The organism is Brachybacterium hainanense (assembly GCF_042434575.1).
Lineage (GTDB): Bacteria > Actinomycetota > Actinomycetes > Actinomycetales > Dermabacteraceae > Brachybacterium > Brachybacterium hainanense.
In genome coordinates this window covers 1-13,769 of sequence record NZ_JBHLSV010000013.1, presented here as the reverse complement: position 1 = coordinate 13,769, position 13,769 = coordinate 1, and the positions used below count along the sequence as shown (strand labels likewise).

The 13,769-nt window shown below is 70.4% G+C and carries 11 protein-coding genes and 1 pseudogene; 2 read left to right on the top strand and 10 right to left on the bottom strand.

The window, feature by feature from the left end; translation table 11 throughout:
• Positions 1-41 precede the first annotated feature (41 nt).
• The 6 genes from ACFFF6_RS11565 to ACFFF6_RS11540 form a co-directional block, all read right to left on the bottom strand.
• Positions 42-992 carry a carbohydrate ABC transporter permease gene (locus tag ACFFF6_RS11565; protein WP_376980835.1) on the bottom strand — a complete coding sequence of 317 codons (951 nt, stop codon included), beginning with the start codon at positions 990-992 and terminating at the stop codon, positions 42-44.
• Positions 989-1,963: a carbohydrate ABC transporter permease gene (locus ACFFF6_RS11560; protein ID WP_376980832.1), complete on the bottom strand. Its 975-nt coding sequence runs from the start codon at positions 1,961-1,963 to the stop codon at positions 989-991. The genes ACFFF6_RS11565 and ACFFF6_RS11560 overlap by 4 nt, the downstream gene beginning before the upstream one ends.
• Positions 1,960-3,339 (bottom strand): extracellular solute-binding protein, encoded by a 1,380-nt coding sequence (locus tag ACFFF6_RS11555; protein ID WP_376980830.1) that lies wholly within the window; start codon positions 3,337-3,339, stop codon positions 1,960-1,962. Before ACFFF6_RS11555 ends, ACFFF6_RS11560 begins: the two co-directional genes overlap by 4 nt.
• Before the next feature lie 173 nt (positions 3,340-3,512).
• A complete protein-coding gene (locus ACFFF6_RS11550) occupies positions 3,513-4,511 on the bottom strand; it encodes a Gfo/Idh/MocA family protein (RefSeq protein ID WP_376980828.1) in 999 nt (332 codons plus the stop codon).
• The gene (locus tag ACFFF6_RS11545; protein ID WP_376980826.1) at positions 4,508-5,521 is read right to left on the bottom strand and encodes an alcohol dehydrogenase catalytic domain-containing protein; all 1,014 of its coding nucleotides are present in this window, start codon (positions 5,519-5,521) and stop codon (positions 4,508-4,510) included. The genes ACFFF6_RS11550 and ACFFF6_RS11545 overlap by 4 nt, the downstream gene beginning before the upstream one ends.
• Position 5,522: 1 nt before the next feature.
• Entirely contained in the window at positions 5,523-7,580 is a 2,058-nt protein-coding gene (locus ACFFF6_RS11540) for a glycoside hydrolase family 127 protein (RefSeq protein ID WP_376980824.1), read from the bottom strand.
• Between the two features lie 456 nt (positions 7,581-8,036).
• Between ACFFF6_RS11540 and ACFFF6_RS11535 the strand changes: the two genes are divergently transcribed.
• Positions 8,037-9,044, top strand: coding sequence for a LacI family DNA-binding transcriptional regulator (locus tag ACFFF6_RS11535; protein ID WP_376980822.1), 1,008 nt, complete (start codon positions 8,037-8,039; stop codon positions 9,042-9,044).
• A 53-nt stretch (positions 9,045-9,097) separates the two neighbouring features.
• On the opposite strand, the gene ACFFF6_RS11530 is transcribed toward ACFFF6_RS11535, so the two are convergent.
• Together ACFFF6_RS11530 and ACFFF6_RS11525 are read right to left on the bottom strand one after the other, a co-directional pair.
• Complete coding sequence (locus ACFFF6_RS11530; protein ID WP_376980820.1) at positions 9,098-9,316, bottom strand: hypothetical protein; 219 nt, start codon at positions 9,314-9,316, stop codon at positions 9,098-9,100.
• Between the two features lie 341 nt (positions 9,317-9,657).
• Positions 9,658-10,470, bottom strand: a complete 813-nt coding sequence (locus ACFFF6_RS11525; RefSeq protein ID WP_376980818.1) for a DUF8462 domain-containing protein — start codon at positions 10,468-10,470, stop codon at positions 9,658-9,660.
• Positions 10,471-10,763: 293 nt separating this feature from the next.
• Between ACFFF6_RS11525 and ACFFF6_RS11520 the strand changes: the two genes are divergently transcribed.
• Complete coding sequence (locus ACFFF6_RS11520) at positions 10,764-11,453, top strand: DUF3841 domain-containing protein (RefSeq protein WP_376980816.1); 690 nt, start codon at positions 10,764-10,766, stop codon at positions 11,451-11,453.
• Between the two features lie 58 nt (positions 11,454-11,511).
• On the opposite strand, the gene ACFFF6_RS11515 is transcribed toward ACFFF6_RS11520, so the two are convergent.
• Positions 11,512-12,870, bottom strand: coding sequence for a M20/M25/M40 family metallo-hydrolase (locus tag ACFFF6_RS11515; RefSeq protein WP_376980813.1), 1,359 nt, complete (start codon positions 12,868-12,870; stop codon positions 11,512-11,514).
• A 47-nt stretch (positions 12,871-12,917) separates the two neighbouring features.
• Positions 12,918-13,769, bottom strand: a pseudogene (locus ACFFF6_RS11510) (hypothetical protein); the annotation flags it as partial.

Here is a 13,769-nt window from a genome sequence, read left to right as displayed (position 1 = left end):
CGATCCTAGAGGGAGGGTGGGCCGTTCGCACCCGCCCCCGTCTACCCCTTGATGCCGGTCAGGGTGACGCCCTCGACGAAGTAGCGCTGCAGCACGAAGAACAGCACGACGATCGGCAGGATCACCGCGAGGGACGCCGCCATGAGCAGCCCCCACTGCGCGGTATAGGTGCTCTGGAAGGTCTGCAGGCCCAGCGCGAGGGTGAAGTTCTCGTCGCTCGAGAGATACAGCAGCGGACCCAGGAAGTCGTTCCACACCCCGATGAAGGTGAAGATGACGACCACGACGATCACCGGCTTCGAGTTCGGCATGACGATGCGGGCGAACACCTGCCAGGGGTTCGCGCCGTCGATGTAGGCGGCCTCGTCCAGCTCGTAGGGGATGGTGAGGAAGAACTGCCGCATGAGGAAGATGTTGAACACCCCTCCCCCGGCGCCGGCGAACCAGGCCGGCACGGTCAGCGGCAGGAAGGTGTCCAGCGCCCCGAGCGATCCCCACATGATGAACGTCGGGATGAGCGTGACCGCGTAGGGGAGCATGACGCCGGTCAGCAGCAGGCCGAAGACGACGTTCCTGCCCCGCCAGCGCAGCCGCGCGAAGCTGAAGGCCGTCAGTGCACAGGTCAGTACGGTCCCGGTGACCACGAACACCTCGATCACCATGGTGTTCAGGAAGTAGCGCAGGAACGGGCGGGCGGTGAGCGCCTCCGGCATGTTCGACCAGGCCACCGGATCCGGGATCCACTCCGGCGGGTTGATGAAGATCTGCGTGTCGGTCATGAAGGCGCTGCGCACGAGCCACACGAACGGCGCGATCATGATGAGCGCCCCGGCGGCAAGCACGAGGAACATCGCGGCGCGACTGGCCAACGCCCCCGCGGACCGGGAGCTGCCTCGGCCGCCGCCCCCGCGCCCGTGGCCCGCGGGAGATGCTGTCGCGGGGTCCACGGCATCGGTCAGACGGGTCGCGGACGGGTGCAGGGCGGAGCTCATCGGCTTCCTCCGGTCTCGTAGTAGACCCAGCTGCGCGCGTTGCGGAACAGCAGGCCCGTGATGAGCAGGATGATCACGAACAGCACCCAGGCGAGCGCGCTCGCATACCCCATCGCGCTGTCGGTGAACGCCTTCGTGTACAGGTAGTAGATGTAGAACAGCGTCGAGTTGTTGGGGCCTCCGCTGGTCATGATGTAGGCCTGGTTGAAGACCTGGAAGGTGCCGATGACACCGGTGACGAGGTTGTAGAAGATCACCGGCGTCATGAACGGGAGCGTCACGTGGCGGAACCTCGCCCAGGTGCCGCCGCCGTCGATGGAGACCGCCTCGTACAGCTGGCGGGGCACGCCCTGCAGCCCCGCGAGGAAGATGACCATCGCGTTGCCGAAGCCCCAGGTGGACATGATGATGAGCGAGGGCACCGCCGTGGACTCCGAATAGATCCAGCTCGAGGTGGGCAGCCCGGCCGAGCGCAGCAGCGAGTTGAACAGGCCGTAATCGGGGTTGAAGATCCAGATCCACAGGACGGCGCTCGCGACCGCGGGCACGAGGGTGGGGAGGTAGTAGATCGTCCGCCACAGCGACTGCCAGCGCCAGCCGGCGTTCACGAGCATCGCCACGAGGAATCCGATGAGCAGGCCGATCGGGACGGCGGCGAGCGTGTAGTAGGTCGTCACCCCCAGGGACTTCCAGAACAACGGGTCCTGCGACATCTCGGTGTAGTTGCCGAGGCCGATGAACCGCGGCGAGCCGCCGACGGTCCAGTCGGTCAGCGAGATGAACGCCGAGGCGACCATCGGACCGATCGTGAAGATGAGGAAGCCGAGGATCGCGGGCATCGCGAAGAGGATCCCCCAGCGCATCTCGGTGCGCGAGAGCGACCGGCCGCGCCGGGTGCGCGGGCGGCCCCGCGCCCCGGCGGGTGCCGGGCTCGCGGGTCCTCCAGGGGTGGGAAGGGCCGATGCGCTCATGAGGCGTCCAGCAGGGGGTTGGGGTAGAAGCCTTGGAGGACGCCGTCGTTGAGAGTCTCGGCGAGCTCGTTCATGACGTCCTGGACCTTCTCCTCCCCGGTCTGGATCCTCTCGATCGCAGGGGTGAGGAGCTTGTCGATGGCCTCGAAGTTCTTCATCCGCTCGGCGAAGTAGCGGGTCGAGTTCCCGAGCGTGTAGTCCACGACCGCGGTCCTGTACTCCTCCGGGTGGGCGTCGTTGTCGGTCCACAGCGCGAGCAGCTCCGGGTCCGTGTAGTACTTCTCCTCGACCGGCATCCACAGACCCGAGGCAAACAGGCCCACCTGCTCCGGCTGGGACTGGTACACATAGAGGTCCAGCGCGGCGTCGAGGTGCTCGGTGGTGGCCGAGATCCCGATCGCTCCGCCCATCGACGCGGTGGTCGGTGCGCCCCAGCTGGGCAGCACGCCGATGCCGAATTCGAAATCCGCGGACGAGATGTCCAGCAGGGTCCACTGTCCGTCGATGGCCATGCCCAGCCGGTCCGCGGCGAGCTCGTTGACGACGCCGGGAGCGTTGTTGCCCAGCTGGGTCGGCGACGGGGCCGCGCGGTGCACATGCATGAGGTCGACGATCCCCTGGAACACCGCGACGGCCTCGGCGCTGTTGAGCATCGTGGTGGTGCCCGACTCGTCGACGACGTCGACACCTGCGGACAGCAGCAGCCCGTACCAGGCGCCGGACCACGTGGGGGCGCGCGTACCGAAGCGGGCGATGCTCGCGGGGTCGAAACCGTTCTCGTCGGGGCCGCGACCGGATTGATCCTTGGTCATCGCGATCGCTGCGGAGACGAAGTCGTCCCAGGTCCAGGCGGAATCGGCGGTGACCGGCGGAAGGTCGATCCCGGCATCGGCGAAGGCGGCCTTGTTGCTGAACAGGCACATGATCTCGAGCGCAGCCGGAGTACCGAAGGTGTGCTCCTCGTCCCAGAAGGAGAAGGCGGCGGGCAGGCGGTCCGCGATTCCCGGGTACGTCTCGAAGTACTGGGAGAGGTCCAGGAGGTTGCCCTCCTCGGCGAGGCGGTACGCCATCATGTTCTGGATGTAGGCGACATCCGGCATCCGCTTCGAGGCGACGAGGGCGTTGAGCTTCGTGTCGTAGTCCGAGGGCGTGTACAGGGGCTTGACGCTCAGATCCTCCTGGGTCTCCTGGAAGGAGGCGAGCATCGTCTCGACGGCCTCCTGCTCGCCCGTGGATCCCCAGAACATGTACTCGAGGGTGGGCCCGGAGCCGCTGCAGGCGCTCAGGGCGGGCAGGGCGGCGAGGGCGGCGGCGCTCATGCCCCCGAGGGCGAGGGCGCGACGGCGGGTGGGTCGGTGGATCAGGCTGCGGTGCATGGCGCTCTTCCTTGAGTCGGCGACGATCCGGCCGGGCGGCCGGGCTGGAGCAGGGGCTCCGATGCTGCGGTGACGCGGTGCTGCTGCTATGCGGTGCTGCGGAGGAGGGGCCGGGGATTGGTGCCGGGGGGATCCGAAGGGGACGGGGACCGGCGATGCGGGGCGCGGCGGTGTCAGGAGCGAGACGGCGGCACGTCCACGCGCAGCCCGCTCTCGAAGGAGCGGATGCAGGCATGGGCGAGTTCGAGCGCACGTCGCCCGGCCTGTGCCGGGACGGGCGGCGAGGCACCGGCCCGCAGAGCAGCGAGCATGTCCTCGACGTAGCGGTCCATGGTGGTGTGGAAGGAGCGCGCCTCGTCGTCGAAGTAGCCGGCCTCCCACACGCGGCGCTCGGCGTCGCCCGCATGCGAGATCTCCAGGCGCCGCACCGTGTCATGGATGGCGAGGCGGCCGGTGGTGCCGCCGATCTCCACGAGCTGGCTGTCGGGGTAGGCGTAGGAGCTGTCGTAGGTGCCGAGCATCGTCCCGACCGCGCCGGAGGCGAAGGTGAGCGCGATCGCGAGGGTGCTGTAGTCGCCGTAACTCACATCGCTCATGTGCGCGGAGACCGCAATGATCGGCCCCATGAGGTGCTCGAGCATGTCGAAGCCGTGGCACTGGGTCTCGACGAGGTTCGCGTGCGCGGAGGTGCCCTGGTTGGCTTCCCCTCCGAACCGCCAGGTCGCGTGCATGAGCCGGCCCAGCTCTCCGGCCTCGATCGCCACCCGGGCCCGCTGCACGGGCTCGGCATAGCGATGGTTGAGGTGGATCGCGAAGAACGGGCAGGTGCGCTCCGCCTGGGCGAGCAGCTGGTCCGCCTCGTCGAGGTCGAAGACCAGCGGTTTCTCGACCAGGAGCGGCACGCCCGCCCCGAGCAGGGCGAGCGTCGGTGCGAAGTGGCCCTCATTGGGCAGGCACACGGTGACCAGATCCGGGGAGGTTTCCGTGAGCATGCGCTCGAGGTCCGTATACGCGGGCACGCCCAGCTCGGCGGCACGCCTCCGGGTGCGCGCCGGCGTGCGTCCGACGACGGCGACGAGCTCGGTGTCCGGGCGGGAGGAGAACACACGCGTGTGCTGCCGTCCCCACTCCCCGGCGCCGACGACGGCGACCCGCAGCCGCGGCGCGCTCATCGGACGCCCTCCTGGGTGACGACGACCTTGCCGGTCTCCCCGCCGAGGAACAGCTCGAAAGCCTCGGGCAAGCGCTCTACGGGCAGGCGGTGGGTGATGATCCGGGAGATCTCCTCCTGGTGGGCGCGCAGGACCTCGAGGTTGTGCGGCATCTCATCGAAGCGGAAGTACTCGCTGCCCAGAACGGCCCGCTCGGGGGCGATGAGGTCGCGGGAGACGTCGATCGCGATGCCCTCTCCGTGGCCTACGCAGACGAGGGCGCCGCGCTTGGTCAGGGAGCGCAGCGCGAGCTCCCGCGCCACCGTCCGCCCCGTCGAGTCGAAGGCGATATCGGGGACCGATGCGCGCACGGCGTCCTCATCGGAGGGGTCGATCGCGCGCGCCCCCAGGGTCTCGGCGAATTCGCGGCGCCACGGGCTGATGTCGGTGACGGTGATCGGCACCTCCGTCCCCCAGCGCAGCCGGGCCATCGTCAGCAGGCCCAGGCCGATGGGCCCCGCCCCTCCGATCAGCACGGAGCCGATGTCCTCGCGCACGAGCTCGGCCCGACGCAGGGCGTGGGTGGAGGTCCCCATGACGTCCAGCAGCATGGTGGCCGCGTCCAGCCGGATCTCGTCCGGGATCGGGAAGAAGTGGGTCGCGTGGACGATCGCGTAGGGGCCGTAGCCGCCGTCGCTGCTCTGCCCGACGTCCTGCCGCTTCGCGTGGCACTGGTTGGTCGCGCCGATTCGGCAAGCGCGGCAGGCGCCGCAGAAGTCCATCAGGTAGATGGCGCCCCGGGTTCCGACGGGCATCGCCACGCCCTCGCCGACGGACTCGACGACGCCGGCGGCCTCGTGCCCCGGGACGATGGGGCTGCCCTGGTGGTACTCGTGGCGGTCGGTGCCGCACAAGGCGTTGGCGCCGATGCGCACGCGCATCTCCCCGGGCCCCGGATCACGGTAGGTGTGCTCACGCACCTCGATCCGGCCCTCGCCGAGGAAGTGCGGGGCAGGTGCGGTGATTGGCATGTCAGTGCTCCTTCTCGATCGCGGTGGCAGAGGAGGCGGTGAGCGCCGCAGGGATCCAGACCCGCATCGGGCCCAGGGCGCGGTTGGCCCAGAGGAAGTACGGGATGGCGCAGGCGATCTGCTCCTGGGACTCGCCCGGCATGATCACGGGCACGTCGATCACGGGGATCTCGCCGAGACCGTCGACCTGCGCGGTCCGGTCCCTGAGGCCGATGCTCGATCCGGCGCCCGCCGCGAAGCAGGCGCCGACGGCGGTTCCCGTGGCAGCGGCATCATCCGCGGGAACAGGCCGGGCGAGGGCGACGTCGTCCAGGCGCAGGCCCTCGGGCTGGTCGACGTGCTCGAGGGCATAGACGAGCGGGCCCCGCTCGATCGCGAGGGAGCCGCGGACCGCGTCCACGCGACGGTGTCCGCGCACGAGCCGCGGTGCCATCGGCAGGTCGAGCTCGATCCGGTCCCCCGCGCGCCAGCCGCGGCGGATCCCGGCGTAGCTGCCGGGCTCGGTGGGATGCTCCTCGGTGTCGCCGCCGGCGGGGATGACCCGCAGGCCCGCTCCCCCGGCCCAGCCGGGGATGCGCAGGGAGATCTCGCGCTCGCGATCATCGGCCGCGAGCACCTCGAGGCGGATCGCTCCGTCCCAGGGGTAGTGCGAGCGCATCCGCAGGCGGAGGCCTCCCGCCTCGATCTCTCCATCGGCGTACTGGTGGATCTGCAGGTCCTCACCGCGGGCCGTCACGGCGAGATGGTGGATTGTCGCGACCGTGCGCATGAGGTTGGTCGGGCAGCAGGAGCAGCCGAACCATCGCTGCCGACCGGCGGCGCCCATGCGGTCGTCGTAGGCGACGGCACCCTCCCGCACCTGCAACGGGTTGACGTAGAAGTAGCGGTCCCCGTCCTGGGAGACACCGGACAGGACGGCGTTGTACAGCTGACGCTCGATGAGATCGGCGTACTTCGCCTCCCCAGTGGCCAGCAGCAGGCGCCAGGACCACTGGATGGAGGCGATCGCCGCGCAGGTCTCGCCGTAGCCGCGGTCGCTGGGCAGCTCGTAGGGGTCCCCGAAAGCTTCCCCCTCCCAGCGGGCGCCGAGGCTGCCGTTCAGATACATCTTCGAGCCGACCATCGCGTCCCATTGCCCGCGCAGGGTCTCCAGGAGCTCCGCGTCCCCGGTCTCGATCGCGACGTCGGTCGCGCCGGACGCGAGGTAGACGGCGCGGACGGCATGCCCCTCGAGGGTCGTCGCCTCCCGCACCGGCACGCGGTCGCTGAAGTACACGGGGGTCCAGCCCTGCCAGGTCGGATCGGTGAGGGTGGCATGGCCGCGCATGTCGACGAAATAGCGGGCGAGCTCGAGGTATCGCGGCTCCTGGGTGCTGCGGAACAGCTCGACCAGGGCCATCTCGATCAGGGGGTGACCGCAGGCCTCCTGGCGCTTGCCCTGCTCCGCCCAGCCGAAGACCGCGTCGAGGTGATCGGCGGCCCGCCGGGCCACGTCCAGCAGCTCCTCGCGCCCGGTGGTCCGGTGCTGGGCGACGGCGGCCTGGATCATCGTGGCCATGTTGAAGATCTCGTGGTCGTAGGAGATCCACTCCCAGCGCTCCCGTCTGCCCGCAGCCTGGTTGAAGGTCGAGAGGTAGCCGTCGTCAGCCTGAGCGCGAGCGGCGAGGGCGCTGTAGCGGGCGAGCCACTGCATCTGGGCGTCGTCCGGGGCGCGCCCCTCTTCCCAGGCCACGGCCTCGAGCCATTTGAAGGCCTCGCCGTCCTCGAAGACGGGGCCATGGTGCTCGGCCGCGGTCAGGCGGGCCGCGGCGTTCTCGAAGTTGACCCAGGCCTGCTGCTCCTCGAGATGCTCGTGTCCGCGGGGAATCGAGGTGGCGCCGTTGTCCTGCTGGAGCCGGGCGAGGAAGCCGTCGTGAAGTCGGATCGCCGTGAGCGGGAGGGGCTGGAGCGTCGTGGAGGCTATCGGGGCCACAGGCCCCGCGCCGATCGCGCGGGAGGAGACGGCAGGACGGTGAGCCCGGTCTGGCCTGGCCGGGAGCGTGCGGGTCTGGTCGGACATGAAGGGGACCTCGTTCGTGGTGGGACGGGGCGACGGGAGGGTCAGGACGTGGCCGGGGGCACGCGGCCCTGACGGAGGTGCTCTGGCGCAGAGGCCGCCGCCGAGGCGGGCCGGCGGGAATGCAGGACGTGCGGGAATGCAGGACGTGCGGTGACGTGCGGAGGTGCGTGCGGCGTGCGGATCCGAGCTGGTCCTCGGACGCGGCGCGCGGGTGCTCCGGCCCTGTGGGACCGATGCAGCACCAACCCGGGCGGGCCTGCACCTGCGGGTCGCGGGAGCCGCGACGGTCGCCTGCGGTGGCGACGTGATCCCATGCTGACACGACCTTCCGAGCCGGGGCAACATGTTTCCTCATTTGCTCTCTTGTTTCCTCATGCTTGATTTTCAAGGCGTTTAGCAGGCATGCTTCCGTGCACCCGGAAGAAACACCGGAACTCCTCGAGAAGGGCGGAGCGCATGGAGGAGACCCGCAGCACGACGGTGCGCGACGTGGCCCGAGCAGCCGGAGTCTCCCCCGGCACGGTCTCCAAGGCCATCAACGGCACCGGCAGCATCAGCCCCGCGACGCGAGCCCGCGTGCTCGCGACCGCGGAGGAGCTCGACTACCGCCCCAACGATCTCGCCCGCAGCGTGTTCGAGCGGCGCAGTTTCACCGTCGGCATGATCACGACGGACAGCTTCGGCCGGTTCAGCGTCCCGGTGATGCTGGGGGCGGAGGACGCGCTCGGCGCGGGCCGGATCTCCGTGTTCCTGTGCGACAGCCGCGACGACCCGATCCGGGAGCGCCACTACATCGACGTGCTGCAGCGACGTCGTGTCGACGGCTTCATCGTCACCGGGCGCAGCTCCAACCCGAGACCGCCTCTCGAAGTCCCTCGCGGGATGCCGGTCGTCTACGCCCACGCTCCCTCGACCGAGCCGCACGCCACGAGCGTCCTGATCGACGATGTCCGCACCGGCGAGCTCGCCACTGAGCATCTCATCGACACCGGACGCCGTCGCATCGCCGCGATCACCGGTCCGGAACGCTTCCTCGCGGCCCATCAGCGTGTGCGCGGGCATCTGGCCGCGCTGGCCGCCGCGGGTCTCGAGCCGGTGCGCTCACCGCTCGGCGGGGAGTGGACGGAACAGTGGGGGCGACACGCGACGCATCTGCTGCTGCGCGAGCATCCGGACATCGACGGCATCATGTGCGGCAGCGATCTGATCGCCCGCGGTGTCATGGACTCCTTGCGCGAGCTGGGCCGTTCCGTGCCCGATGATGTCGCCGTCGTCGGCATCGACAACTGGGAGCTCATCGCCGATGGTGCCCGCCCCTCCCTGACCAGCGTCGACACCAACCTCCAGGAGCTCGGCCGGACCGCCGCACAGCGCCTGCTCGAAGCGATCGACGGCAGGCCCCGACGCGGCGCGGAGCACATCGCGCCGCGGCTCGTGATCCGCGAGTCGACGGAGCTCGGCTGAGCCCGGCGGCTTTCCCTGTGTCCCTGGCGGCTCCGGTCATCGAGGGGTCACCATCACGCCGGTTCCGATCCGATCGCCAGCGCCATTGCCTCCTCCTCGTCGAGGTCGCCCAACCCTGCTTCCCGAAGGACACGCCGCAGTCCGTTCGTCGCGACGTCCCTGCGGGCACCGGGCGGATAGGGGCCGCCCTCCGGCCGCTGCGGCACCGGATGGGTGACGACGAGGCAGCCTGCAACGTGCATCCGCAGCGGGCGCACCAGAGCATCAGTCATGGCTCGGAGGTGCCTCTGGCCCCGGTGCTCGGGGTCGATCCAGATCCGATCGAGGAGGATGACGTCCTCAATCAGATCGCCGAGGACGTCCTGGTCGTCGAGGAGGCGCTCCGCGATCCATGCGATGTACGACGAGTCCGCGCTCAGGAGTCCCCCGCCTCGGCAAGCGGCTCAGCTATCGCTCTCCACCCGATCCACCCGGTGAACAGCCCTAGCTCCCGTCGGGAATCGTCATCGAACGAGAGCAGGGGGACGTCGCGCGGAAGTACCGCAGCACATCCATCTCATCGCTGCCCTCCGGATCGATCTCCGGGGCTACCAGCACGTCTCCTGCTGCGTCATCATCCATGTCGAGGATCATGCCGGCGAGGGCCGACATTCGAGCACTGGACGCCAATCCGTCCAGGCGGTCGACGAGATGAGACATCGCCGAACCGGGCAGGGGCGGCATCTGCCCGGTCCCAGGGAGCGCGACACCGGTCCGTGACCGCGCCGTTGGTGGCGATGAGGAAGGTCGTATTCGTCTGTCGCGCAGGCCGCCGGTCGGCTCTTCGCGCCATCGACCGCCCCCGCCGGCGCGGATAGGGGATGGCGAAGCGGACCAGGCCATGGCCCGCGGGCTCGATGATGCCATCGCGGATGAGACGTCGACGGTACTGGCCGGCATGCTTGGCGCTGATTCCCATGCGTGCGGCGATCTCACCGGTACGCAAGGGGCCATCGTCCTGAGCCATCGCAAGGAGGTAGGCGCGGTCGACATCGGACAGGGGCCGCAGGGCGGCGGCGTGGACGAGCCTGCCGAGTCGACGGCGAGCCGCTGCGACACCCGCGTCGACAGCGGTGGTGTCGATGGGGCCTGTCGGTGCGGCGTTCTTGACGGTGTAGTAACTGACGAGCTGGATCATGAAGGGGTAACCGGCGACGGCATCGGCGGCGCGGTCCACGGTGCGCAGGTCGATCTCACGGTCACCGTCGGCGATGGTCTGAGCCAGGCCTGCCCGGACATCCCTGCGGGAGACGAGACCGATGACGCGGTGCTCAGTGCGACGCAGGAACGTCGCGCCGGGATGGCCGAGCAGCCCTTGGCTCGAGGAATCGCTGATGACGAGCCATCCTGCGGCTCGTGCGGCATGGGCATAGGCGTCCAGCAGCACAGTCTTTCCCCACACTGCGCTGGCCCGCGGAAGCACTGTCAGCCCTGTCGGGTCCAGGAGGCCGTCGAACGTGTCCTCGAACCCGTTCACGAGGGTGTCACGGCCGGCGAGGATGTGCGGGGATGTGCCGAACGAAGGACGGAAGAGGTTGGGCGATATCTAGAGAGTCCAAGGGACGGGGCGCAGATCCACACAGATCATCACGACGCCCCCACGCCGACCAGCCATCGGGGCGGGCTGTCCCGGGCGGGCGCCCTCATCGTCCGTCCGGACGTGCCGCGATGATCGGGGCCATGATCCTCCGAACGCCTGCCGCAGCATCCGGGCCGCGCCCGTACGACGAGCTCCCTCGGCGTCCGTGGTTCCTCGCCCCACCGCGACGCATCGCGACGGACATCGGCGCTGCATCGCTGCGCCTGCACACGATCCAGACGCGAGAGGCGTACAGCACTCTGGTGCGCGACGGCCGGCTGATCGGCGAAGCGTCCAGAGGGGAACCGCTGTTCCAGGATGCGTACTCCTGGATGCAGCGTCAGATGGACGATCGCATGATCCCGGGGCACGCCGGCGGGATGCTGTGGCTCTGGGCGAGCACCTCGCACCGGCAGCTGCGCACCTGCGCCCGGCGAACCCGCGGAGACGTGCTCCTGACCGTGACGATCGCTCCGGAGAGGACGCTGATCAGCGAGTTCTCCGACTGGCACGCTGTGCTCAACCAGTATCTGCACGTCCCCGTCGAACCCGGCATGTCCGACGCCGCGTGGGAGGCTCGGTGGGAGCGCCTCGGCGCAGATTTCGAGGAACGCGCCGACGAGTTCAGATCCGAGCCTCTCGAGCGGTGGCCCAGAGCCCTCCGGACCGAGCTCGAGTCCTCCTGGGAGGCGATCTTCGACCCGTCGACGTGGCAGGCGGGCAGGGCTCTCCAGGCCACCGTCCGCGAGCTGCGCTCCGCCGACGTCACGCGGGCAGTGCGGATCCTCTGATCTCCCGCTCTCGGCGATCCGGACCCTCCATCGGCCGCGGGACCGGCGCGACAGCGCCTCAGCAGTCCTGCACGAGCCGCAGCAGCACCCGGGCCCCGAAGCGGATCGCGTCGACGGGGACGCGCTCGTCGACGCCGTGGAACAGCGGGGCGAAGTCGAGGTCGGCGGGCAGCTGCAGAGGCGCGAAGCCGTAGCCGTCGATGCCGATCTGGGCGAGCTGCTTGTTGTCGGTGCCGGCGCTCAGGCAGTAGGGGACGAGCTCGGCGCCCGGGTCCTCGGCGAGGATCGAGCGGTGCATGGCCTCGACGAAGGGGGTGTCGTGCGGGGCGTCCAGGGAGATGCCGATCTTGTCGATGATGACCTCGACGTGCTCGCCGGAGAGCTCGTCGATGAGGGCCAGCAGATCCTCCTGATGGCCGGGCAGGAAGCGGCAGTCCAGCTCCGCCTCCGCGAGGCCCGGGATGACGTTGCCCTTGTACCCGGCGTGGAAGGTGGTGACGTTGGCGCTGTCGGCGAGGGTTCCGGAGACGAACTGGCGGGCCCCGCCCAGCAGCGGCAGGAAGGAGTCGACGTCGGACTCGTCCCAGGTCTCGCCGGTGATCTCGCCGACCCGGTCGAAGAGGGTGCGCACGCTGGCGACGTACTCGCGGGGGAAGACGTGGTCGTCGATCGCGGCGACGGCGCGGGACAGGCGCACGATCGCGTTCTCGTCGTTGGGCACGGAGCCGTGGCCGGCGCGGCCGGTGGCGCGCAGGCGCAGCCAGGCGTAGCCCTTCTCGGCCGTCTGCAGCAGGTAGGCGCGGACGTCCTGCCCGCCGTCCTTCCGCGGCAGGGTGATCGAGTACCCGCCGACCTCGCTGATCGCCTCGGTGCACCCCTCGAACACGTCGGGTCGATGCTCGATCATCCAGCGGGATCCGTAGGTCCCACCGGCCTCTTCGTCGGCGAACATGACGATGACCAGGTCGCGCGGCGGCACCTGGCCGGTGCGGGCGATGTGCCGGACCACGGCGAGGATCATGCCGTCCATGTCCTTCATGTCCACGGCGCCGCGACCGTAGAGCACGCCGTCGACGATCTCCGCGCCGAAGGGGTCCCGCGTCCAGTCCTCCGCCTGGGCGGGGACCACGTCGAGGTGGCCGTGGATGACCAGGCCCCCGCGCTCGCGGTCCTCGCCGGGGATGCGGACGACGACGTTGGCGCGTCCGGGCGCGGACTCGAGGATCTCGGGGGCGAGGCCGACCTCCTCGAGCTGGGCGACCACGTACTCCGCGGCCTCCCGCTCCCCCGGCCCCCAGGTCGCCGGGTCGTGCCCGCCGAAGTTGGTCGAGTCGATGCGGATCAGGTCGCGCGTGATGCGCACGGCCTCGTCCTGGACGAGAGCGAGCTGCTCAGCGGTGGGGGCGGCGATGGTCACCGGGGATCCTTCCGTCGGGGGCGGGGTGGTGGTCATGGGCGGGGCGGTCAGGCGGGGCCGGGGCGATCAGGCGGCGGTCCCGGCGGGAGCGGGTCCGCGGTGCCCGAGGGGTCGGCCCCGGCGGGCGGATCCCGCAGCAGCGCCGCGAGCTCGTGCACGCTCCCGGGCGCGGCGGGGCGGGCGTCCTGCTCCGCACCATATCGGGCCGGGGCCGCAGGGCCGATGCCGAGGAGGTCGAGGATCGCGCGGGCCCGCACGGCATCGCCGGTCGCGGAGGCGAGCTTCGCCTCGACCGCGGCGATCGGCAGCGGCCGGTCCGGAGAGCCGAACGGGCGCTCGACCTGCGCCTGCAGCACGTCGCCACCGACGAGGCGCACCTCGACCTGCGCCCAGAAGTCACGCCGCCCGTCCGGCCTCGCGGGCGCGGGGACGTGCTCGCGGCGGCTGCGGGCCACCAGCGCGCGCACCCGCGCATCCAGGGACCGGGGAGAGAGCTGCGCGATGTCGGGGGTGAGGCCCAGCAGCACGAGCGCGACGATCGCCTCGACGCTGAACCGCGCCTGCTCCCCGGTCTCGGGATCGGTGTGGATGAGGGCCGCGTCGGCGCCGGGGCGCATGCGGATCCGCACCGCGGCGATCCGGTCCAGGCGCTGCGACGGGCCGTCCGCTGCGATCGGTGCCCGGCCCGCCGCGCCCGGAGGCTCGGCGCTCGGGGACTCCGTCCGCAGCCGGGCGGCGAGCTCCTCGGCCGCGTCGGCGGCGGACATGGCCGCGGAGCAGAAGGGGAAGCGCTTGACCCAGATCCCGGGGTCGATCGCGGCCCAGGGCCCGGCGCCGCCGAATCCGCCCAGGACGCGCCGGCGCGCCTGCTCGGGGACGCCGTGGGCGGCGAGCAGCCC